At 59.5% G+C, this 20,994-nt stretch carries 22 protein-coding genes; 19 read left to right on the forward strand and 3 right to left on the reverse strand.

Going from position 1 to position 20,994, the window contains the following annotated elements; translation table 11 throughout:
* The 12 genes from O3S81_RS00115 to O3S81_RS00170 all read left to right on the forward strand — a co-directional run bounded on the left by O3S81_RS00115 (position 1) and on the right by O3S81_RS00170 (position 10,776).
* Positions 1 to 315: an NIPSNAP family protein gene (locus tag O3S81_RS00115; RefSeq protein WP_269340136.1), complete on the forward strand. Its 315-nt coding sequence runs from the start codon at positions 1 to 3 to the stop codon at positions 313 to 315.
* Between the two features lie 56 nt (positions 316 to 371).
* A complete protein-coding gene (locus tag O3S81_RS00120) occupies positions 372 to 1,382 on the forward strand; it encodes a polyamine ABC transporter substrate-binding protein (protein ID WP_269340138.1) in 1,011 nt (336 codons plus the stop codon).
* Positions 1,383 to 1,442: 60 nt separating this feature from the next.
* Entirely contained in the window at positions 1,443 to 2,318 is an 876-nt protein-coding gene (locus tag O3S81_RS00125; RefSeq protein WP_269340139.1) for an ABC transporter permease, read from the forward strand.
* A 1-nt stretch (position 2,319) separates the two neighbouring features.
* On the forward strand, positions 2,320 to 3,120 hold the full coding sequence (locus tag O3S81_RS00130; protein ID WP_173989717.1) for an ABC transporter permease: 801 nt from the start codon (positions 2,320 to 2,322) through the stop codon (positions 3,118 to 3,120).
* Complete coding sequence (locus tag O3S81_RS00135; RefSeq protein WP_269340140.1) at positions 3,117 to 4,199, forward strand: ABC transporter ATP-binding protein; 1,083 nt, start codon at positions 3,117 to 3,119, stop codon at positions 4,197 to 4,199. The genes O3S81_RS00130 and O3S81_RS00135 overlap by 4 nt, the downstream gene beginning before the upstream one ends.
* Before the next feature lie 12 nt (positions 4,200 to 4,211).
* The gene (locus O3S81_RS00140; RefSeq protein WP_269340142.1) at positions 4,212 to 5,666 is read left to right on the forward strand and encodes an NAD-dependent succinate-semialdehyde dehydrogenase; all 1,455 of its coding nucleotides are present in this window, start codon (positions 4,212 to 4,214) and stop codon (positions 5,664 to 5,666) included.
* A gap of 534 nt (positions 5,667 to 6,200) precedes the next feature.
* Entirely contained in the window at positions 6,201 to 6,893 is a 693-nt protein-coding gene (locus O3S81_RS00145) for an aspartate/glutamate racemase family protein (RefSeq protein WP_269340144.1), read from the forward strand.
* Positions 6,894 to 7,102: 209 nt separating this feature from the next.
* Positions 7,103 to 7,693 (forward strand): TetR/AcrR family transcriptional regulator, encoded by a 591-nt coding sequence (locus tag O3S81_RS00150; RefSeq protein WP_269340145.1) that lies wholly within the window; start codon positions 7,103 to 7,105, stop codon positions 7,691 to 7,693.
* 69 nt (positions 7,694 to 7,762) lie between these two features.
* The gene (locus tag O3S81_RS00155) at positions 7,763 to 8,392 is read left to right on the forward strand and encodes a hypothetical protein (RefSeq protein WP_269340146.1); all 630 of its coding nucleotides are present in this window, start codon (positions 7,763 to 7,765) and stop codon (positions 8,390 to 8,392) included.
* 92 nt (positions 8,393 to 8,484) lie between these two features.
* Positions 8,485 to 9,333, forward strand: a complete 849-nt coding sequence (locus tag O3S81_RS00160; protein ID WP_269340147.1) for a cytochrome b/b6 domain-containing protein — start codon at positions 8,485 to 8,487, stop codon at positions 9,331 to 9,333.
* A complete protein-coding gene (locus tag O3S81_RS00165; protein WP_269340149.1) occupies positions 9,330 to 10,106 on the forward strand; it encodes a molybdopterin-dependent oxidoreductase in 777 nt (258 codons plus the stop codon). The genes O3S81_RS00160 and O3S81_RS00165 overlap by 4 nt, the downstream gene beginning before the upstream one ends.
* A 94-nt stretch (positions 10,107 to 10,200) precedes the next feature.
* On the forward strand, positions 10,201 to 10,776 hold the full coding sequence (locus O3S81_RS00170) for a DUF308 domain-containing protein (RefSeq protein ID WP_269341366.1): 576 nt from the start codon (positions 10,201 to 10,203) through the stop codon (positions 10,774 to 10,776).
* A 74-nt stretch (positions 10,777 to 10,850) separates the two neighbouring features.
* On the opposite strand, the gene O3S81_RS00175 is transcribed toward O3S81_RS00170, so the two are convergent.
* The gene (locus O3S81_RS00175) at positions 10,851 to 12,887 is read right to left on the reverse strand and encodes an NADH:flavin oxidoreductase (protein ID WP_269340151.1); all 2,037 of its coding nucleotides are present in this window, start codon (positions 12,885 to 12,887) and stop codon (positions 10,851 to 10,853) included.
* Positions 12,888 to 13,031: 144 nt separating this feature from the next.
* On the opposite strand from O3S81_RS00175, the gene O3S81_RS00180 reads away from it, so the two are divergent.
* The 4 genes from O3S81_RS00180 to O3S81_RS00195 all read left to right on the forward strand — a co-directional run bounded on the left by O3S81_RS00180 (position 13,032) and on the right by O3S81_RS00195 (position 16,854).
* Positions 13,032 to 13,670, forward strand: a complete 639-nt coding sequence (locus O3S81_RS00180; RefSeq protein ID WP_269340153.1) for a TetR/AcrR family transcriptional regulator — start codon at positions 13,032 to 13,034, stop codon at positions 13,668 to 13,670.
* Between the two features lie 157 nt (positions 13,671 to 13,827).
* The gene (locus O3S81_RS00185) at positions 13,828 to 14,502 is read left to right on the forward strand and encodes a response regulator transcription factor (RefSeq protein WP_269340154.1); all 675 of its coding nucleotides are present in this window, start codon (positions 13,828 to 13,830) and stop codon (positions 14,500 to 14,502) included.
* Positions 14,499 to 15,950 carry a sensor histidine kinase gene (locus O3S81_RS00190; protein WP_269340155.1) on the forward strand — a complete coding sequence of 484 codons (1,452 nt, stop codon included), beginning with the start codon at positions 14,499 to 14,501 and terminating at the stop codon, positions 15,948 to 15,950. Before O3S81_RS00185 ends, O3S81_RS00190 begins: the two co-directional genes overlap by 4 nt.
* Before the next feature lie 274 nt (positions 15,951 to 16,224).
* Positions 16,225 to 16,854, forward strand: coding sequence for an outer membrane protein (locus O3S81_RS00195; protein ID WP_269340156.1), 630 nt, complete (start codon positions 16,225 to 16,227; stop codon positions 16,852 to 16,854).
* 134 nt (positions 16,855 to 16,988) lie between these two features.
* Here the strand turns inward: O3S81_RS00195 and O3S81_RS00200 are convergent, their stop codons facing one another.
* Positions 16,989 to 17,375 carry a hypothetical protein gene (locus O3S81_RS00200; RefSeq protein WP_269340157.1) on the reverse strand — a complete coding sequence of 129 codons (387 nt, stop codon included), beginning with the start codon at positions 17,373 to 17,375 and terminating at the stop codon, positions 16,989 to 16,991.
* Positions 17,376 to 17,517: 142 nt separating this feature from the next.
* Positions 17,518 to 17,949 (reverse strand): MarR family winged helix-turn-helix transcriptional regulator, encoded by a 432-nt coding sequence (locus tag O3S81_RS00205; RefSeq protein ID WP_269340159.1) that lies wholly within the window; start codon positions 17,947 to 17,949, stop codon positions 17,518 to 17,520.
* A gap of 205 nt (positions 17,950 to 18,154) precedes the next feature.
* Between O3S81_RS00205 and graD the strand changes: the two genes are divergently transcribed.
* From graD to tsdA, 3 genes are read left to right on the forward strand one after another with little or no spacing between them, the layout of a single operon-like run.
* Complete coding sequence (graD, locus tag O3S81_RS00210; protein ID WP_269340160.1) at positions 18,155 to 18,694, forward strand: FADH(2)-dependent resorcinol hydroxylase reductase component; 540 nt, start codon at positions 18,155 to 18,157, stop codon at positions 18,692 to 18,694.
* A 38-nt stretch (positions 18,695 to 18,732) separates the two neighbouring features.
* A complete protein-coding gene (gene graA / locus O3S81_RS00215) occupies positions 18,733 to 19,962 on the forward strand; it encodes an FADH(2)-dependent resorcinol hydroxylase oxygenase component (RefSeq protein ID WP_269340161.1) in 1,230 nt (409 codons plus the stop codon).
* Between the two features lie 46 nt (positions 19,963 to 20,008).
* Positions 20,009 to 20,992: a gamma-resorcylate decarboxylase gene (tsdA, locus tag O3S81_RS00220; RefSeq protein ID WP_269340163.1), complete on the forward strand. Its 984-nt coding sequence runs from the start codon at positions 20,009 to 20,011 to the stop codon at positions 20,990 to 20,992.
* The last annotated feature ends 2 nt before the right edge of the window (positions 20,993 to 20,994 follow it).

Here is a 20,994-nt window from a genome sequence, read left to right on the forward strand (position 1 = left end):
ATGTTTTACGAGATCCGCACCTATCGGCTGAAGAATGGCGCCATCCCGACCTATCTCAAGGTCGTGGAAGAGGAGGGTATCGAAATCCAGAAGAGCCATCTTGGCGAACTGGTGGGTTACTTCTTTTCCGAGATCGGTCCGATCAACGAGATCGTCCATATCTGGGCCTTTTCCAGCCTTGACGATCGCGAGGAACGGCGCGCCCGGCTGATGGCCGATCCGCGCTGGTTATCCTTCCTGCCGAAAATCCGCGATCTCATCGAGGTCGCGGAAAACAAGATCATGAAGCCGGCGCGGTTTTCACCGTTGAAGTGAAAGGCGCCGGCCAAGACGTGCATGCCAACAACAAACTCTAAACGGAGTAAGGGAACATGAGATCGAAACTGGTATTGTCGACATGCGCAGCACTTTTCGCCCTCGCGGCATCCGCTGAGGCGAGTGACCTGGTTTTTTCCAGCTGGGGAGGAACCACGCAGGACGCCCAGAAGGCGGCCTGGGCTGAGAAATTCATGGTCGAAACCGGCATCAACGTGCTGCAGGACGGCCCGACCGATTATGGCAAGCTGAAAGCCATGGTCGAGGCAAACGGCGTGACATGGGATGTGGTCGATGTCGAAGGCGACTATGCAGCGCAGGCCGGCCCCAAGGGTCTTCTGGAAAAGCTCGACTTTTCCGTGATCGATAAAACGAAGCTCGACCCCCGCTTCGTGACGGATTATTCCGTAGGCAGCTTCTATTATTCCTTCGTCATCGGCTGCAATGTCGATTCAGTCGCTGCCTGCCCCAAAAGCTGGGCCGATCTCTTCGATACGGCAAAATTTCCGGGTAAGCGCACCTTCTACAAGTGGTCAGCGCCGGGTGTGATCGAGGCAGCACTTCTGGCCGACGGCGTTACGGCCGACAAGCTTTATCCGCTTGATCTGGACCGCGCTTTCAAGAAACTCGACACGATCAAATCCGATATCATCTGGTGGTCCGGCGGCGCGCAGTCGCAGCAGTTGATTGCGTCGGCGGAAGCACCCTTCGGCAGCGTCTGGAATGGCCGTATGACCGCTCTCGAGCAGAGCGGCGTCAAGGTGGAGACATCCTGGGCACAGAACATTACCGCGGCGGATTCGCTTGTCGTCCCGAAGGGAACGAAGAACAAGGATGCGGCGATGAAGTTTATCGCCTTGGCGACTTCCGCGCAGGCGCAGGCGGATATGGCGACGGCGACGGGTTATGCCCCGGTCAATATCGAATCCGCCAAGCTGATGGATCCGAAAATCGCCAAGTTCCTGCCGGACCAGCAGACGGCGAACCAGGTCAATGCCGATATGAACTACTGGGCGCAGCATCGCGATGAAATCGGCGAGCGCTGGTACGCCTGGCAGGCGAAATAAGATAACGGCGCGGGCTGCCACCGGCGCCCGCGCAATTTTCCACGTCCGGGAGGTTTGGACATGGTCTCGCTTACCGATGAAACAGTCAGGACAAGGCCGAAGGCGTGGACGCCCTTCCGGGCCGGCAATTTTGCCGCCACCCTACCGGCGCTTGGTTTGCTCATCCTGTTTTTTGTCGTTCCTGTCCTCATCCTGCTGTCGCGCAGCGTGACCGAACCCGTCTTCGGCCTTGGCAACTATGCCGAACTTCTGGGCAGTTCCACCTATTTGAAGATTTTCTTCAATACTTTCGCGGTGTCGGCGCTGGTGACTGTCGTTTCGCTGGCAATCGGTTTTCCGGTCGCCTGGGCGCTCGCCATCATGCCTTCGCGGCTTGCCTCCATCGTTTTTGCCATCCTGCTTCTGTCTATGTGGACCAATCTTCTGGCCCGCACCTATGCCTGGATGGTGCTGTTGCAGCGCACGGGCGTCGTCAACAAGACGCTGATGGGGCTCGGTATCATCGACAAGCCGCTGGCGCTGGTCAACAATCTCACCGGCGTGACGATCGGCATGACCTATATCATGCTGCCGTTCATCATCATTCCGCTCTATGGCGTCATTCGCAAGATCGATCCGGCCATTCTGCAGGCGGCGTCTCTGTGCGGTGCCACCCGCTGGCAGGCACTGACGCGTGTTCTCATTCCTCTTGCTGCACCCGGCATGATGGCCGGCGCGCTGATGGTCTTCGTCATGTCGCTCGGTTATTTCGTCACCCCGGCGCTGCTCGGCGGAACGGCCAACATGATGCTGGCCGAACTCATCGCCCAATTCGTGCAGTCACTGGTCAACTGGGGCATGGGCGGGGCAGCCGCCTTCGTCCTGCTGGTGGTTACTCTCGCTCTTTATGCGGTGCAGCTGAAATTTTTCGGCGCGGCCGGGGCAGGGGGGCGCTGACATGCTGTTGAACTATAACAGCCTCGGCCTCTGGAAATGGCTGCTCCTCCTCATCACCGTGCTGACCTCGGCATTTCTGATCCTCCCGATCGTTTTCATCGCCGCTTTGTCCTTCGGTTCGTCACAATGGCTGATCTTTCCGCCGCCCGGCTGGACACTGAAATGGTATGCGGATTTCTTCGCTGACCCCAGATGGCTGGAGGCCGCCTGGACGAGCCTGCGCATTGCGCTGATGGTCACGGTACTCTCTGTGCTGATCGGTCTCGTGGCTTCCTTCGGGCTGGTGCGTGGCCGGTTCATCGGGCGCGGAACGCTGCGCGCACTGTTCATGACGCCGATGATCCTACCCGTCGTAGTCCTTGCGGTGGCGCTTTATGCCTTTTTCCTGAAACTCGGCCTTGCGGGCACCACCACGGGCTTCGTCATCGCCCATCTCGTCGTTGCGCTGCCTTTCTCCATTCTGGCGCTGACCGGCGCGCTTGAGGGTTTCGACAAGTCGATCGAGGATGCGGCGGTGCTGTGTGGCGCGAGCCCGTTGCAGGCGAAAATCCGCATCACGCTTCCCGCCATCAGCCACGGGCTGTTTTCGGCGGCGATCTTTTCCTTCCTCACCTCCTGGGATGAGGTGGTGCTGGCGATCTTCATGGCAAGCCCGACATTGCAGACGCTGCCGGTGAAAATCTGGGCGACCCTGCGTCAGGATCTGACGCCCGTCATCGCCGCAGCCTCCACGCTTCTCATCGCGGTGACCATCATTCTCATGCTGCTTGTTGCGGCTGTGCGAAAAGGACTGAAAACATGACCAAACCGCTCCTGCAAATTCGCGGTATCCGTAAGCAATACGGACCGGTCGTCGCCGTTCAGGATGTCAATCTCGACGTGCAGCCGGGCGAGTTCATGACATTTCTCGGTCCATCCGGTTCGGGCAAGAGCACGACGCTTTATATCCTTGCCGGCTTCGAGCAACCGACGGCGGGCGATATCCTGCTGAACGGTGAGAGCCTGCTGTCGACGCCATCGCACAAGCGCAATATCGGCATGGTCTTCCAGCGCTATACCCTGTTTCCGCATCTGTCGGTCGGTGAGAATATCGCCTTTCCGCTTAAGGTTCGCCGCAGTAGCAAGGCGGACATCGATGCCAGGGTGAAGGAAATGCTGCGGCTCGTTCGCCTCGAAGGTTTCGAGGACAGGAAGCCTGCACAGATGTCGGGTGGCCAGCAGCAGCGCGTGGCGCTGGCGCGGGCACTTGCTTATGACCCGCCGGTGCTTTTGATGGATGAGCCGCTGTCGGCGCTCGACAAGAAGCTGCGCGAGGAAATTCAGTTCGAAATCCGCCGTATCCACCAGCAGACGGAGGTGACGATCCTTTATGTCACCCACGATCAGGAAGAGGCGCTTCGCCTTTCCGACCGGATTGCGGTGTTTTCAAAAGGGGTGATCGACCAGATCGGCACGGGCCCTGAGCTTTATGCTCATCCGACCACCCGTTTTGTGGCCGAATTCATCGGTGACAGCGATTTCATCGCCTGCGACCTGCTCGCAGCATCCGGCGGCAAGGCGACGGTCTCGCTCGGCCGGGATATCGTCTTCGATCATATTCCGATGCATGGCGAGGCTGCGCCGGGTAAGAAAGCGGCGCTGATGCTGCGTCCGGAACGCCTGCAGCTCAGCCGCAACCGGCCGGCTTCCTCCGCCGGTTTTCAGGCCACCGTCAGCGACATCACCTTCCTTGGCAACAACGTCCATGTGGTTGCCCATACCGGTTCGGGTGAACCGCTCGCGGTCCGTCTGCCCTTCGGCCACGAAGCGATTTCCGGTCTCAGCCGGGGTGATCTCGTGCACTTGGCCTTCGACCCGGCGTCAGCCCAGGTTTTCTGTTGAGGGATCGGCTCCATGCATCTGAATGACCCCACGCTTTTCGGTGAAAAAGTGCCCGTGGCCGGACGCTGGATCAGCTGCGATGGCCGCGCAACGGCGACGATCCATAATCCCGCGACGGGGGAAATCGTCGGGCGAGTTCCCGAGCTCGGCGCTGCGGAAACGCAGGCGGCGATCGCTGCTGCCGTGATTGCCCAGAAGGCATGGGTGGGCCGCACAGCCGGCGAGCGTGCGACTATCCTGAAGGCGTGGCACCGGCTCGTCATGGAGAACCGTGACGATCTTGGCATGATCCTGACCCTGGAACAGGGCAAACCCCTCGCGGAAGCCAAAGGCGAAATCGCCTATGGCGCAAGCTTCATCGAATGGTTCGCCGAAGAGGCGCGCCGCATCAATGGTGAGACGGTGCCCGGCCATCAGCCGGACAAGCGCATTCTGGTTCTCCGCCAGCCGGTCGGCGTCGTCGCGGCCATCACGCCGTGGAATTTCCCCAATGCCATGATTACCCGTAAAGTCGGCCCGGCGCTCGCCGCCGGCTGCGCGGTGGTGCTGAAACCGGCGCCGCAGACGCCGTTTTCGGCCATCGCTCTCGCCATCCTCGCCGAGCGCGCGGGCCTGCCGCTCGAACTTTTCAGCATCGTGACGGGACCTGCCGCGGAAATCGGCGGCGTGCTGACGGCAAGCCCGGATATCCGTCTCCTGACCTTCACTGGCTCGACGCGCACGGGAGAACATCTTTATCGGCAATGCGCGCCGACGATCAAGAAACTCGGGCTGGAGCTCGGTGGCAATGCGCCCTTCATCGTGTTTGATGACGCTGATCTCGATGCCGCGGTGGAAGGGGCGCTGATTGCCAAGTTTCGCAACAATGGCCAGACCTGCGTCTGCGCCAACCGGCTTTATGTGCAGAGCGGTGTTTATGATGCCTTCGCTGAAAAATTCGCACGGGCGGTATCCGCGCTGAAGGTTGGCAACGGATTGGAAGAGGGAAACATCCTGGGGCCGCTCATCGATGGCAACGCTGTTGCCAAGGTGGAAGCCCATATCGCCGATGCGCTCTCAAAAGGTGCTCAAATTGCCGCAGGCGGCAGCAGGCATGCGCTCGGCGGCAATTTCTTCAAGCCGACGATCCTGCGCAACGTGACTGCCGGCATGCAGGTCGCGCGTGAGGAAACATTCGGGCCACTCGCCCCGCTTTTCCGTTTCGAAGACGAAGAGGATGTGATCGCGCAGGCCAACGATACCGATTTCGGTCTTGCCTCCTATTTTTATGCACGTGACCTGTCTCGAGTCTTCCGGGTCGCCGAGGCGCTCGAATATGGCATGGTCGGCGTCAATACGGGCGCTATTTCCACCGCTGAAGCGCCTTTTGGCGGTGTCAAAATGTCAGGTCTCGGCCGGGAGGGGTCACGCCACGGCATCGAGGAATATACCGAACTTAAATATGTCTGTATCGGTGGCATCGGCTGAGACCGGACCTTGAAGAATGATGCCTATGTCAGCAGCCCGCGCATGATCAGGTCAAGATGAACCTTAAGAACGGCCTGCCTGCCCGGTACCTGCTGGCGAACCCGTATTTCCGTTTTCTCTCGAAAAGCCCGCTTCCAAGCGGGCTTTTTGCGTTCGGGCACTATCGGCCATCGTTCCTGTCACCTGGCAGCATGACATCGCCGTTCGTGGGCGCACCGATTTCATCAAGAATCCCCACAAAAGGAAGTAGAAACTGGCTGCGGGTTACGGGGATGTTAGCCATGACATCTCGTCGCGATCATGTGGTTGATGTGTTCAATACGCACAATTCAGCGGCAATCGCCACTAGTTAAACTGATGGTTGATTCTGAGGAGGCGAGACAAGCGACTGCGCTGCCAAGCGTAGCGAGCGTCGGCGGGGCCGAGATAGGTTCTTTCCGTGCCACTTGTTTTTGCCTATGTTGCAGGCCCACCTGCGGCCGGATCAAACTCCAAGATTTAACGGCCTTTGAAACCTCCTGACGGGTTCATGTGATGAAAGTCATCGGCATATTGGGCGGCATGTCGGCCGCCTCGACGCAGATCTACTACCGCAAACTTTGTGAGATCACCCGAGACCGGCTTGGTGGCCTCCATTCCCCCGAGCTTTTGATCCGCTCCCTCGATTTTGCGAAAATAGAGGCCTTGCAGGTGAGCGGCAATTGGGATGAAGCCGCACGCATATTGAATGCAGAGGCAAGGGCGCTGGAGCGCGGCGGCGCGGAAGTCCTGGTGCTTGCTACTAACACGATGCACAAGCTCGCTGAAGCGATGATGGAGGCCGTGTCCATTCCGCTGCTTCATATCGCGGACGCCACTGCGGAGCGAATAGTCAAGGCAGGCCTCAAACGGCCAGGGTTGCTGGCGACGGCTTTTACCATGGAGCAGGGCTTCTATGTGGACCGGCTAAAGGCGGCATCGCTGCATCCGGTTCTCCCGGACGCAGCTGATCGCGGAGAGTTGCATCGCATCATCTATGAGGAGCTTTGCAGGGATATCACCACAGATGAGAGCCGATCCATCTACGAAAACATCGCGCGGCGCGTGGCTGAAGCGGGCGCTGACTGCATGATCCTCGGCTGCACCGAGGTCGGTATGCTGCTCCACGAGGGGAATGTCCCGGTTCCGGTCTTCGATACCACGCTGATCCATTGCGAGGCCGCCATAGATATGGCTTTGTCAGGGTGACGAGCGATCGCATCCCTGCGATCCTCTCATGCCGTTTGACGACTTTTTGGATGACGAAGCTGAGGGGATGTCCTCCGTCAGATGCGGATCGAACTCTCAGCCACGTCCATGAACAGCAGCAGCCGGTGGTGGGAAGTGGATTGAGCCAGCCGGAATACGATCAGACTTAACGCTTGACATGGCTACCTACCGGAAGGTAGGTTGACGATATGAGCAATTTATCGACAACCTCCGACGACATTCTGGCTTCCGCACGGGCTCTGATCATGAGCGGTGGGTATAATGGTTTCAGCTATGCCGATATTGCCGAGGTTGTTGGCATCCGCAAGGCGAGCATTCACCATCATTTCCCGAGCAAGGTTGACCTTGTCCGGACGCTCGTCTCACGTTATCGCGAAGACGCTCAAAACGGTGTCGCCGCGCTTGAGCGGAATGTCGAGCAACCGCTTGAGATTTTGCGAGTCTATGCGGATCATTGGGCGAAATGCATAGAGGATCAAAGCCGGCCTTTCTGCGTCTGTGCCTTGCTGGCAAGTGAACTGCCTTCGCTGCCACCGGAAGTCGCCACCGAGGTAACCGCTTTCTTTCGTTTTCTTTCAAAATGGCTGATCACGGTCATGGAGCGTGGTGCGGAAGCGGGCACTTTGGCCCTGTCTAGCACGCCTGAGGTCGAGGCCGAGGCTTTCATGGCCTGCGTGCATGGTGCGATGCTGTCGGCTCGCGCCTATGGGCGGGCGGATGTGTTTGCCAACATACTTGCGCCGACATTAAAGCGCCTGTCCGGAGCCGCCGTTCAGTAATTCCTTTGGCGAAAGTCGCCAAAGGTAAAACTGCGCATCGTAAACCTATCAACTAGTAGGGAGATTCTAATGATCAAGAAATCCATTTCCGCTATGGCCCTCGTGCTTTCAGCCATGTCGCTGGTGACGATGATGTCTGCACCCGTCCGCGCCGAGGGTGCCGCAGGCAAGCATGTCAATGTGCGGGGCAGCATCGTATCCCACGCTGGTTCCACCTTGACCGTGAAAACCCGCGAGGGCGAGACCCTTGATATCAATCTTGCCGAAGGCTTGCAGGTCTCGGCTGTCGCGAATGCCAGGATCGAGGATATCAAGCCGGGTGACTTCGTCGGCATCGCATCTTTGCCCAAAAAGGATGGCGGCGACGGCGCGCTTGAGGTTCTCATTTTTCCGCCGGCGCTCAAGGGGGCGGGCGAGGGCAGCTATGGCTGGGATTTGAAGCCCAACAGCAGCATGACCAACGCAACCGTTGCCGATGCCGTCACGGGTGTCGATGGCCGAACGGTCACGGTCTCCTACAAAGGCAAGGAAAAGAAGATCTCGATCCCTGACGGGACGCCGGTTGTTACCCTCGCGCCAGCCACAAAGGAGGATCTTGTTCCGGGAGCCGTCGTTTTCGTGCCGGCCGAGAAGGCTTCCACCGGCACTGTGGCCCAGCGGCTTGTCGTCGGAAAGAATGGCGTGGTTCCGCCCATGTAACCACGTCGGAGGCCGGTCGGCCGGAGTACTCTCCCATCGACCGGCTGCCACCCCCTTCGCAAACGTAGACAATGCAAGGAGCAGGGTCGGACATGGATGCTACCGACGACAACATTCAACATCCGCGGACGATCTTCATCCGTCGCCACGCGCTTGTGACCCGCATCACGCACTGGCTGAACGTGCTTTGCCTGAGTTTTCTGCTGATGAGCGGCCTGCAGATATTCAATGCGCATCCCGAGTTGTATTGGGGACAATATGGCGCGGACGGCGACCCTGCCTTCCTGACGATCGGTTCCGCAGGGGGTGGTCCTGACGCCCGAGGCTTCCTGCGGATGGCTGGCCTCGAAGTTACGACCACGGGCGTGCTCGGAATTTCCTATATGGATGGCCAGGCGGTGGCGCGAGCGTTTCCGGCCTGGGCGACAATTCCCTCGTTTCAGGATCTGGCGGCCGGCCGCCGCTGGCACTTCTTTTTTGCCTGGCTGTTTCTCATCAACGGCCTTGTCTATGCGGCCTCTGGTGTTCTTGGCGGCCACTTCAGGAAAGATCTGGCGCCGAAGGCCAGCGAACTTTCTCCTCGCCATCTCTGGCATGAGATCGTCGATCATGCGCGCCTGCGTTTCCCCAGGGGAGAAGAGGCAAGACACTATAATGCATTGCAGAAACTGACCTATCTCGCGGTGATCGCGGGTCTTCTTCCACTGATGATCCTGACGGGCCTGACGATGTCACCCGGCATCAATGCCGCTCTCCCCTGGCTTGTCGATCTCTTTGGCGGTCGGCAGTCCGCGCGGACGATCCACTTCATAACGGCGTTGCTACTGGTGCTCTTTGTCATCGTGCATATCGCAATGGTCGTGCTGTCAGGCACCTGGAACAACATCCGGTCGATGATCACCGGCCGTTACGCCATCAAAGAAACGGGGCCGAATTCATGAGCCATCTTCTTACCCGCCGTCGGTTTCTGATCGGCAGCACACTCGGCGCCGGTGCCGTGACCATTTCCGGCTGCGATCTTCTCGATCAGAACACCGACGTCTTGAACCTCGTCCGCTCGGCAGAAACGCTGACGATGAAGGCGCAGCGCCTGCTGCAAGGGCGTGATGCCCTGGCCCGGGAGTTCACCGAAGCTGACATTTCTCCATCCTTTCGTGTCAACGGCACGAGCGCTCCCGATAGCGAGGAATATGCGGAACTCGTCGAAAGCAAGTTTGCGAATTGGCGGCTCAGGATCGATGGGCTGGTCGAAAGGCCGCTGCAGATTTCGCTTGCCGAACTCAGGATGCTGCCGGCCCGCACCCAGATCACCCGCCACGACTGCGTGGAAGGTTGGAGTGCCATCGGCAAGTGGACAGGCGTGCCGTTGGGCATGCTTCTGAATACGGCTGGACTTGCGCCAACCGCCCGCTTTGCCGTTTTCCATTGCGCCGACGAACTCGAGAAGACGCTGGACGGAAGCGGCCGCTATTATGAAAGCATCAACCTGGTCGACGCCTTTCATCCGCAGACCATCCTTGCATACCAGATGAACGGACAGGATCTCACTGTCGGTCACGGTGCGCCGCTGCGGCTGAGGGTTGAGCGGCAGCTTGGGTACAAGCAGGCCAAATATCTCATGCGGATCGAGATCGTGGACAGTTTCACCGGCTTCTGGGGCGGTAATGGCGGCTTCTGGGAAGACCGCGGATACGAATGGTACGCCGGGATCTAGCGGCTTCAGCGCTTGCGCATGTCCCGACCCGGCAGAACAGGAATGGCCTTTCTCGGACAGAGGCCGGAACCCTCCAAGAACAAGGAATAACGCCATGGGCAACCGAACATCAGCCATCGTCAATGACAATGAATATTGGCTGAAGCGCTATTATTTCATCCGCGCGGCATTCTCCATCATTTGGGTTATCGCAGCACTCACCGCGGGAAGGCAGTCCTTTGGTATCGCAGCTTTCCTGCTGGTCATTTATCCCGCGTGGGATGCGGTGGCGAATTTGATCGATGCCATGCGAAACGGCGGGCTGGCGAAAAATCACAGCCAGACGTTTAATGTCGCAGTCAGTTCGCTGATGACCGTGATCGTGATCTTCGCCTTGTGCATGAGCATGAATTGGGTGCTCGCGGTCTTCGGGCTATGGGCGATTTTTTCAGGCCTGCTCCAGTTGAGCGCCGCCGTTCGCCGTTGGAAACATCATGGCGGGCAGTGGGTGATGATCCTGAGTGGCGGACAATCCGCCGTCGCAGGCATCTTTTTCATTCTGCAGGCGCGCATGCCGGATGAGCCATCGATCGCGACCATCGCCGGATATGCGGGACTGGGTGCATTTTATTTCCTCGTCTCTGCCATCTGGCTGAGCGTCAGCCACCTGCGGCGCGAGGCAAAAGCATAAGGTCATCCGCAATGTGATGGCCGATTGCCGTGGATGGCGGTATTTACCTGACCTCACGGCAGGGTTTGCGGGCCTCAGATGTCCTTTGCCAGACGCAGCGCATCGTAGATCGCCGCATGGGTATTGCGTGCGGCGACCGCATCACCGATCCGGAAGAGCTGGTAAGTGCCGGCCGGATTACGCTCCACCGTCTGGGCCGTTCCTTCCAGCAAGTCGTCATAGGAGATTTCGCCGAGGTTCTTCGAACCGGGTTTCAATTCGAAATAAAGGTCGTCCAGCGGAACCGTGCCATGATTGACGACGATCTGATCCACGGTCCGTGATTTCGTCACGCCACCATAGTCGCTGCCGACGCGGGCGACGAGTTGATTGCCGTTTCTTTCCGCCGCTTCCAGCCGATAGGTGACGGTGAAGGTGACATCGAGTTTTTGCAGCGCCCGCATATAGGGAACGAGGTTCATGGCCATTACTTCCGGGGCGAAGGCCCGGTCCGGGGTCATGATCTCCACTTTCGCGCCCGCCTTTGCCAGGAATTCGGCGGCCTGCAGGCCGGCATGATCGCCGGCATCGTCGAAAACCAGCACATTCGCGCCCGGCTTGACGTCCCCGGAAATGATATCCCATGCCGAAACGACGAGATCGTTGCCCTTGGAAAGCACCTCGGTATGCGGCAATCCGCCGGTGGCGATGATGACCACGTCCGGGTTTTCCGAAAGGACCGTATCCGCCTCCGCCCAGCTGTTGAAATGGAAGGTGACGCCAAGCCTTTCGCACTGGCTCATGCGCCAGTCGATGATGCTGATCATCTCACGGCGGCGTTCGCTTTGCGCGGTGAGGCGGATCTGGCCGCCGGGATCGTTCGCGGCCTCGAAGACGACGACCTCATGGCCACGCTCGGCGCAGACACGTGCGGCCTCAAGGCCTGCCGGGCCGGCGCCGACGATCACTACCCTGCGCCGTTCCGCCGCCCTGGCGATCTCATGCGGCATGGTCTCCTCGCGGCCCGTTGCCGCATTATGGATGCAGAAGGCGAGGCCGCCCTGATAGATGCGGTCGAGGCAATAATTGGCGCCCACGCAGGGGCGAATGTCGTCCTCCCGTTTTTCCATGATCTTGCGCACGATATGCGGGTCGGTCATGTGGGCGCGCGTCATGCCCACCATGTCCACCTTGCCGGAGGCGATGGCGTGGCGGGCGGTGGCGACATCGGGGATCTTGGCGGCATGGAATGTCGGGAAACCGGTCGCGGCGCGGATTTCACCGGCAAAGTCCAGATGCGGCGCATTGGCCATGCCCTGAATGGGAATGACGTCCGTCAGGCCCGGATCGGTGTCGATGTGACCGCGAATGACATTGAGATAGTCGATCAGGCCGCTATCCTTCAGCCGTCTGGAGATTTCGAGGCCCTCCGCCTTTCCGGTGCCACCCTCAAGACATTCGTCGGCGGTATAACGAACGCCGAGGATGAAATCGTCGCCCACGCGTTCGCGCATCGCCCTGAAGACGTCAAGACAGAAGCGCATGCGGTTTTCCAGCGAGCCGCCATAGGGGCCATCCAGCTCGTTGGTCAGCGGTGAGACGAACTGGTCGATGAGGTGGCCATAGGCCTCCAGCTCCACCCCGTCCATGCCGCCCGCCTTCATGCGTTCCGCGGCGTCGGCGAAGTCCTTGATGATACGTTCGATATCCCAGTCCTCGATCTTCTTCGGAAAAGCGCGGTGGGCGGCTTCCCGATGATGCGAAGGGGCCAGCACCGGCAGCCAGTCGCCCTTGTCCCAGCGGGTGCGGCGGCCGAGATGCGTCAGCTGGATCATGATCGCCGCGCCCTGTTCATGCACGGCGTCGGTCATCTCCCGGATCCACGGGACGATTTCATCCTTGTAGGCGAGCAGGTTGTTGAAGACGGGTGGGCTGTCCCTGGAGACGGCGGCCGAGCCAGCGGTCATCGTCAGGGCCACGCCGCCCCTGGCGCGCTCCACCGTATAGGCGCGATAGCGCCCTTTCGGCATGCCGTCTTCGGGATAAGCGGGCTCATGCGAGGTGACGATGATGCGGTTGCGCAATGTGAGATGCTTGAGCCGGTAGGGCTGAAGAAGGGGATCATTCGACATGGGCCGTTCTCCGGGTGGGGCTGATGGGAGAAGGCTAGAAGGAAATGTACATAAGTGTCAATTAATAAAACACATGTGTTTGTAATTTTGACATGAGTGGACATTCGCCTTGTCGCAACCCGGCGGATTTGCTAGAAAACCGTCATGGAAGCGACATTGAACGAGACCGGCTGGCGCGGATCGCAGGAAGGATGGCTGGAGGCCGCCTATCAGGCCCTGCTGGAATCGGGCGTGGATTCCGTCAAAATCCTGCCCTTGGCGAAAAAGCTCAATCTGTCGCGCACCAGCTTCTACTGGTTCTTCAAGGACCGGGAGGAATTGCTGGCCGCGCTGCTTTCCCGCTGGCGGGAAAAAAACACCGGCAACATCGTCAGGCAGTCTGAGGCTTATGCGGAGAGCCTGGCGGAAGCAATGTTGAATATTTTCGATTGCTGGCTCGATCCCGCCCTCTTCGACAGCAGGTTCGAATTCGCGGTTCGCAGCTGGGCGCTTCAGTCGGATGATATTCTTGCCGAGGTGCGCAAAGCCGACCAGACCAGAATGGACGCGCTTTCGCGCATGTTCGTGCGTTTCGGCCATTCCGAAAACATGGCGGATGTACGCGCCCGAACCACCTATCTCGTGCAGATCGGCTATATCTCCATGCAATCCGAAGAGGATGTGGCCGTGCGGATGAAAAGAATCCCGGACTACATTGCAATCTATACCGGCGAGGTGGCGCAGCAGCGCGAGCTTGATCGGTTTTATGCAAGGCACGGATACAGGCCGGGGCCAGACAGCTAGGGGCTGTCCCGGCGGCCTTGTGAAAAGCATGCGATGCCGGTCGGCTTGTGCCCGGCAAAGTGGTAAGGAGAACGGTCCGGCTCCCCGCCCTGCAATGTAACTGCAATATTCACCGGCCAGTGGTGGGCTGCAAGAACGCATCTCTGAGGAAAAGTCGTTGCGAATCCTGCTTCTTGAGGATGAACCCGAAATGGCGCGAGCGCTCCTCGAGGCCTTGCGCCGACGCGATGTGCTCGCGGATCACGTCAGCACCATCGGCGATGCCGATGTTCTGGCGCGCGACGGGGCCTATGACGTGCTGGTTCTCGATCGCCGCCTTCCCGATGGCGAGGGGCTGAACCTCGTGTCCTCGCTTCGCCGGAGAAAACACACCGTGCCGATCCTTGTCCTGACGGCGCTTGGCAGTGTCGATCATCGCGTCGACGGGCTCGATGCCGGGGCAGATGATTATCTCGCCAAACCCTTTGCGATTGAGGAATTGCTCGCTCGTCTTCGCGCGCTCCACAGGCGCGGCCCCACGCTTTCCGACAAATATGTGAGTTTTGGAAATCTGAGCATCGATCCGAAGAGCAGCGAAATCAGCGTCGCCGGTTCCATTATCGAGTTTCGGCGTCGCGAATATCTGGTGCTCGAGGCGCTGATGCGACGGCCGAACCGCATCGTGACGCGCGCCAATCTGGTCGAGGCGGTTTACACCCTGGACGACGAGATCGAGTCCAATGCTCTCGATGCCCATATCTCCCGGATCAGGAAGAAGCTGGCGCAGGCCGGCGCCACGGTCGAGATCAGGGCCGTGCGCAATATCGGTTATCTTATCCGGTTGAATACATGAAGGAAAAACGCAACCGATCGCTGCGATGGGCGCTGATGAAGCGCCTTTTCGTGTTGCAGGCCTTCCTGCTCGTTCTTTTTGTCGTCCTCCTCATCGGCTGGATCTGGATCATCAATCCGCAACTGGAAGACGCCAATGAAGAGGCGGTCCGTATCGTTGCGGAAAGTGTGGCAAGGGATGGGCAGGGCCGGGTGCAGGTGGTGGCTACATCCGGATTGGCGGCATTAAAACAGCGCTACCCGAACCTTTGGTTCGTGGTACGGGACGCCGATGACGTCACCCTGCAATATGGAGAGGTCCCGTCGCTCGCTTTGACGGCGGTTTTCCCCCGCACCATCGAGAGGGCGCGTCTGGAAGCTGCGGAAACAGTCCGGGCCACCATGGAAAACCGCGATACGTCCGCCGGGCGGCTGCAGTTCATCGCCGGGACGGAAAAAAGCACCCCGAATGACGGCCTCAGCCTCTGGATCAGCATGCAGCTGGATCTGGAAAAGGATGCCAACGGCGCCATCCGCTGGCTGACCGTGTTGCCCGGCGTGGGCTTCATCATCCTTATCGTTGTCGTGCCCATGTTGATCCTGACGGGCATCGCGACGCTGCTCGTCACCCCAAGGGCGGTCGGGCGCTCCCTGGGCGGCCTCATGGAAACAGTCAAACAGGCGAAATCGATCGATTTCGAAAACCGTTCCGACCGCATCGATCGCTCGAAGGTGCCCCATGAAATCATTCCCCTGGTGGATGCCTTCAACATTGCGCTTTCCAGGCTGGATGAGGGATACAATCGCCGTAACCGCTTTCTTGCCGATGCCGCACATGAATTGAGGACGCCGATTGCCATTGCCCGTATTCGGGCCGATCTCTTGCCCGATGACGCGCTGAGCCGGCAGCTCCGGGCCGATATCGACCGTCTCACGCGCGTCGCGCATCAGCTTCTTGAAATGCAGGCTGTCGGCGCGGTGGAATTGCCCGCCGTGCCGCAGGATCTCAACAGCCTTGTCGAGCGCATCGCGACCGATCTTGCGCCGATTGCGATGGATGCCGGCTATGAATTCGATTTCGAGCCGAGCGAAGGGCATGTCGTGCTCACCATGCAGATCTCGATCATCGAGATGGCGGTGGTCAACCTTGTCCGCAACGCGATCGATCATGGCGGCGGCAAAGGCGCTATCACGATCCGGGTCGGTGCGACGGGCGTCATAGATGTCTGCGATGAAGGGCCGGGCATACCCGTCTCGGAGCGCGAGCAGGTTTTCGAGCCGTTTCACCGCGTCAACGCCAATGCGCCGGGAGCCGGCCTTGGGTTAAATCTGGTCCAGAAGGCGGCCGAGCTTCATCACGGGCGTGTTTCGTTCCTCGATCTCAATCCCGGCTTCTGCGTTCGGCTGGAAATTCGATCCATCGCTTCCAAGGAGGCTGCGACCGCAAAGGCCGGGCTGCCGGGGTTTTGAACGATCGGATGTGCTCCGACAATGAATTTCCTTACTATTTGGTTAAGGAAATTCGGATAACTCATTTAAATAAATAAATTATTTCTAATAAAATTCGTTTCGTGCAATGCAAGCGCAATTCTCGTCGGGAAAATCCCCTTATCTGCTGAACGCATCCGCACCCCGTGCCAGGCCGTGCAGCAGACGAACGGGAGCCGGTTTCCGGTTCTTCAACGCAAACTGAAACCCAAGAGGCGCCGGACGATGGCGCATCGGTTTCGTCTGGAGTCTTTTCATGTCGATAATCAGAAAATCGCTTGCCGCCGGGGCTATTGTCATTGCGGTGGCAGGCCATGCCTATTCGGCCGACCTCACGAACTACAATACGCAGCAATCCTTTGACTACGGCAATCCGCCTGCTTTTTCATGGGACGGAGCCTATGTCGGTGTGCATGGTGGCGTCGCCTCACCGAGATTTAACCCATTGGCCAGCGGCCGCGGTCTGACGGGCGGTGTTCAGGCCGGCTATAACGCCCAGTTCGGCTCTGGCGTTATCGGCGCGGAACTGGAAGGTTCTTATCTCGGGAACGAGGCGCGTGTGCCGAACGGCCGGCTGCGGGAGCGTTTCCGGGGTGCGGCCAAGGTGAAGGCCGGCGTGGCGCTCGATCGCACGCTTCTTTACGGCACCGCAGGCCTGACAACGACGAAGTTCAAGGATGGCAATGGCGTGACAGGTCCCGATGGCTGGAAGCAGGGATATCTGGTCGGGGCAGGTGTCGAACAGAGCTTCGGTGGCGGCTTGTCGGCCAAGTTTGAATATAATTATGTGAGCACGGGAAATGTGGCCACGACGACCGCCAGCGGCAAATCGAAGACCGATGTCAGCGATCATGTCATCAAGGCCGGTCTGAACTATCGTTTCTGATCGGCCCATCCCATGACGGCTTTCAGGGAGAATTCACAAAAGAACGCCGCCGCTTTCCGCTTGGAAGCGGCGGTAAAACAGGGGCATGGCGCAAACATGCGCTACCGGGCCGAAATCCGGAATACCGGAAACGGTCATTCGCATTCGAGCGATGGTTGCCGGAAACTCGTCACATACCATTCGCTGCCGGAATTGCGGGTGTAGAACGTATAATAGCAGTCGATCCGTTCGACATAACCCGGCGTTTCCGACACTTCATAACGTTCGCCACGCCGCGTTGTCCGCACCTCACCGCTCGATGAGCCGGCGACGACCTGTGTCTTGTTCTTGCGCCATTGATAGGCCTGCTGGCCGGGACCCAGGCCGTAGATATTGTCGGGCGGCCCATAGTCCAGCATGACGCTGGTGATGGGTGCGCCGATATAGCTTTTCATGACGGTCGAGGCGCAGGCCGCGAGCAGGGCCGATGCGGTGATAAGGGCGATCGCCGCCGGGAAGGCGGGTGACGATCGGTCGGTCATGGGCATTCTCCTCCGCTGTGGTGGGTTTCCACAGGGATAGGAACCGGCCATTACAAGTACATTGCACGCGACGATCGTGAAGGCGGCCGTGGATTCCCGTCGGCTCTCAGCCGGAGAAGATCTCCTAAGCCGGCTATCTCTATCAAAGACCGGCGATATTGAGGCCGATATGGCGCAGGATGCTTTTGAAAAGTTTCACTTCTGCGGGATCGAGGCCTTCGATCGCGGTTTTTTCGAACATGGCGGCGATGGGCATCAGCTCGTCGGCAAGTTCCTCGCCCTTCGGGGTCAGCGTGATGCGCACGATGCGCGCATTGTCGGCCGGTCGCTCGCGGCTGACGAGGTTGCGGCGGACCATCAGGCCGACAAGGCGGGAGAGGGTGGAAATTTCCACCGACACCATGTCCGAAAGCTCGGTCAGGGTCTTGCTTTCCTGTTGCCTGAGCGTCGCCAGCACGCGGTACATCGGCAATGTGATGTCATAGGAGGCCAGTCTCACGGAGAAGCGCTCGCCCAGCCGAACGCCCACCCAGTTGAGCAGGTAGGGTACCGAGTCGGTGAACTGATAAGACACGAGCAAATCCCCGTTTGAGAACCATCTGCGCAGATGCTGATGTGCGCCTATCGGCTGTACCGGCACAATCCATCCGTTTCAATAGCTTCGCTCCACAAGGCCGGGGAATGGCGGGTTTCCCAACCACAGAAAATGACGAAAAACATTTGCATTGACAAATGTTGCAAATGAAAATAAATAAGATTGCAGGATTTGGGAGGATCTCATGACATCAGCATTGTTTGGCCTGAGCAGTCTTGCGCCTGAAGGCGTCGGCCAGAATTTCCGTTCGACGATGCGTCGTTTTCCGGCAACCGTAACGGTCATCACCGCCTGTGCTACAGGTGATCAGCGCGATCACGGCATGACCGTGACGGCCGTTACCTCCGTCTCGATGGAGCCGCCTTCCCTGCTGGTTTGCCTTAATAACCGCACGCTGCTGCATGAATTGCTGCTGTGCCGGCCCGATTTCATCGTCAATGTGCTGACGCAGGACCAGATCGCGCTTTCGGATGGCTTTAGCGGCAAGGTGCCGCCGGAGGAGCGTTTCCGCGACGGCAACTGGCAGCGCCACGATAATGGCGTTCTTTACCTGCCCACGGCCCATGCCGCCATCGCCTGCCGCCGGGTTGCGGCCATGCCCTATGGAACCCATACCGTCTTCATCGGACAGGTGGTTTCAGCCGATGTCAGCGAGACGACACGGCCGCTGCTTTACGAAAACGCCCAATATTGCGCCGCAAGCCCCGCGAGCGAACCCGCCTGAATTTTTAGCGGTTAGATCATTCCCGCAAGGAGATAATCATGAACGATATGAGCCATGCGCCGCAGCCGGCGCAAACGAACCCGCATGTCCGTCTAGCCAGCCGCGTTGCCGGCATAGCCGATCTTTTCCGCTCAAGCGCCAGGCAGACGGAGGAAGCGCGGCGCGTGCCCTCCAGCCATATCGAGGCACTGCGTGGCATCGGTTATTTCGATATCGTCAAGCCCCGCGCCTTCGACGGCAAGGGTGGCGATTTCGCCGAGCTGGTGGAAGCCAATATCGAACTTTCGGCGGCCTGTGCGTCGACGGGCTGGGTCGCCGGCCTGCTGTCTGCCCATCAATGGCTGCTGGCGATGTTTCCCGAAGAGGCGCAGGCCGATGTCTGGGGTGAAAATCCCGACGCGCTGCTGTGCGGTTCCTATGCGCCGGTGAAGATGGCCGAGGCTGCCGATGGCGGTTATCGCCTCGGCGGCAAATGGGCCTTCGCTTCGGGCTGCGAAAACGCACAATGGTCCCTCTGCGCCGCCATTCTGCCGCCGAAGGGTGAAGGAAAGCCGGTTCCCGCCTTTCTGCTCGTTCCCGCCAGCCAATATGTCATCGAAGACACTTGGCATGTGGTGGGGCTGGCCGGCACAGGGTCGAAGACGCTGGTTCTCGACGATGTCTTCGTGCCCGAACACCGGGTTCTGACCTTTCCGGACGCCACCAGCGGCCGCACGCCGGGCGGACGATATTATGCGGAAGAGGGCCTGTTCAACATGCCGCTTCTGACCGGTATTCCCTCCTGTCTCGCGGCGGCCGGTGTCGGCGCCGCCAAGGGCGCGCTTGCCGCCTATGTCGATCATGTCGGCGGCCGGGTCACACGCGGCGCCGTGGCGGGTGGCAACAATCGCATGGCGGAATTCCCGACCATTCAGCTGCGCGTCGCGGAAGCGGCGGCGAGTGTGGACGCGGCTTGCGAGATCCTGCTGCGCGATGTGGCGAGGGCACAGGCGCTGGCGCAGGCCCGCATTGAAGGCCGGGCGGAATTTACGGTGGATGACCGTCTTCTGAGCCGTCGCGGCCAGTCCTTTGCCGTGTCTCTCTCGTTGCGTGCGGTACAGGCGCTGAACGATTCCACCGGCGGCGTCGGGCTCGATCTGGCGAACCCGGTGCAGCGCGCCTGGCGGGATGCCAATGCGGTCGGCCGCCACATCAGCATGAACTGGGATGCCGTCGGCACGATGATTGGCCAGAGCATGCTCGGCCTCGAACCCAAGGGCCAATTTTGATCGCCACTCCGGCGGCAGACCAACAGAGAATTTCGGAGGAAACCACATGCAAGGCAAGGTCGCTCTCGAGGAGCATTTCGCAATCCCGGAAACGCTTCAGGACTCAGCCGGTTTCGTGCCCGGCGATTACTGGAAGGAACTGCAGCACCGTCTGCTCGACATTCAGGATACACGCCTGAAGCTGATGGACGCGCATGGCATCGAGACCATGATCCTGTCGCTGAATGCCCCGGCGGTGCAGGCCATTCCCGACACGAAGAAAGCGATTGAGATCGCGCGGCGCGCCAATGATGCGCTGGCAGAAGAATGCGCCAAGCGGCCGGATCGTTTCCTCGCCTTTGCCGCCCTGCCTCTACAGGACCCCGATGCGGCGACGGAGGAGCTTCAGCGCTGCGTCAGCGATCTCGGTTTCGTCGGTGCGCTCGTCAACGGCTTCAGCCAGGAAGGTGACGGCCAGACGCCGCTTTATTACGACCTGCCGCAATATCGCTCTTTCTGGGGTGAAGTCGAAAAGCTCGACGTGCCGTTCTATCTGCATCCGCGCAACCCGCTGCCGCAGGATTCGCGTATCTATGACGGCCACCCCTGGCTGCTCGGCCCCACCTGGGCCTTTGCGCAGGAAACGGCCGTCCATGCGCTGCGCCTCATGGCGTCCGGCCTGTTCGATGAGCATCCCCGCCTCAATATCATTCTCGGCCATATGGGCGAGGGACTGCCCTACATGATGTGGCGCATCGACCATCGCAATGCCTGGGTGAAGCTGCCGCCGCGTTATCCCGCCAGGCGTCGTTTCGTGGATTATTTCAACGAGAACTTCCACATCACCACCTCGGGCAATTTCCGCACCCAGACGCTGATCGATGCCATTCTAGAAATCGGTGCGGATCGCATCCTGTTTTCCACCGACTGGCCCTTCGAGAATATCGACCATGCCTCCGACTGGTTCAACACGACGAGTATTGCCGAGGCTGACCGGGTGAAGATCGGTCGTACCAATGCACGCCGCCTCTTTAAGCTCGACGGACGCTGAGC

Origin of the sequence: Agrobacterium sp. SOY23 (genome assembly GCF_027212525.1) — a bacterium.
GTDB classification, from domain to species: Bacteria; Pseudomonadota; Alphaproteobacteria; order Rhizobiales; family Rhizobiaceae; genus Agrobacterium; species Agrobacterium tumefaciens_I.

Bases quoted from the DNA above. Each gene is read 5' to 3' on its own strand.
- O3S81_RS00115 (WP_269340136.1), top strand. From the start codon at position 1: ATGTTTTACGAGATCCGCACCTATCGGCTGAAGAATGGCGCCATCCCG.
- O3S81_RS00120 (WP_269340138.1), top strand. From the start codon at position 372: ATGAGATCGAAACTGGTATTGTCGACATGCGCAGCACTTTTCGCCCTC.
- O3S81_RS00125 (WP_269340139.1), top strand. From the start codon at position 1,443: ATGGTCTCGCTTACCGATGAAACAGTCAGGACAAGGCCGAAGGCGTGG.
- O3S81_RS00130 (WP_173989717.1), top strand. From the start codon at position 2,320: ATGCTGTTGAACTATAACAGCCTCGGCCTCTGGAAATGGCTGCTCCTC.
- O3S81_RS00135 (WP_269340140.1), top strand. From the start codon at position 3,117: ATGACCAAACCGCTCCTGCAAATTCGCGGTATCCGTAAGCAATACGGA.
- O3S81_RS00140 (WP_269340142.1), top strand. From the start codon at position 4,212: ATGCATCTGAATGACCCCACGCTTTTCGGTGAAAAAGTGCCCGTGGCC.
- O3S81_RS00145 (WP_269340144.1), top strand. From the start codon at position 6,201: ATGAAAGTCATCGGCATATTGGGCGGCATGTCGGCCGCCTCGACGCAG.
- O3S81_RS00150 (WP_269340145.1), top strand. From the start codon at position 7,103: ATGAGCAATTTATCGACAACCTCCGACGACATTCTGGCTTCCGCACGG.
- O3S81_RS00155 (WP_269340146.1), top strand. From the start codon at position 7,763: ATGATCAAGAAATCCATTTCCGCTATGGCCCTCGTGCTTTCAGCCATG.
- O3S81_RS00160 (WP_269340147.1), top strand. From the start codon at position 8,485: ATGGATGCTACCGACGACAACATTCAACATCCGCGGACGATCTTCATC.
- O3S81_RS00165 (WP_269340149.1), top strand. From the start codon at position 9,330: ATGAGCCATCTTCTTACCCGCCGTCGGTTTCTGATCGGCAGCACACTC.
- O3S81_RS00170 (WP_269341366.1), top strand. From the start codon at position 10,201: ATGGGCAACCGAACATCAGCCATCGTCAATGACAATGAATATTGGCTG.
- O3S81_RS00175 (WP_269340151.1), bottom strand. From the start codon at position 12,887: ATGTCGAATGATCCCCTTCTTCAGCCCTACCGGCTCAAGCATCTCACA.
- O3S81_RS00180 (WP_269340153.1), top strand. From the start codon at position 13,032: ATGGAAGCGACATTGAACGAGACCGGCTGGCGCGGATCGCAGGAAGGA.
- O3S81_RS00190 (WP_269340155.1), top strand. From the start codon at position 14,499: ATGAAGGAAAAACGCAACCGATCGCTGCGATGGGCGCTGATGAAGCGC.
- O3S81_RS00195 (WP_269340156.1), top strand. From the start codon at position 16,225: ATGTCGATAATCAGAAAATCGCTTGCCGCCGGGGCTATTGTCATTGCG.
- O3S81_RS00200 (WP_269340157.1), bottom strand. From the start codon at position 17,375: ATGACCGACCGATCGTCACCCGCCTTCCCGGCGGCGATCGCCCTTATC.
- graD (WP_269340160.1), top strand. From the start codon at position 18,155: ATGACATCAGCATTGTTTGGCCTGAGCAGTCTTGCGCCTGAAGGCGTC.
- graA (WP_269340161.1), top strand. From the start codon at position 18,733: ATGAACGATATGAGCCATGCGCCGCAGCCGGCGCAAACGAACCCGCAT.
- tsdA (WP_269340163.1), top strand. From the start codon at position 20,009: ATGCAAGGCAAGGTCGCTCTCGAGGAGCATTTCGCAATCCCGGAAACG.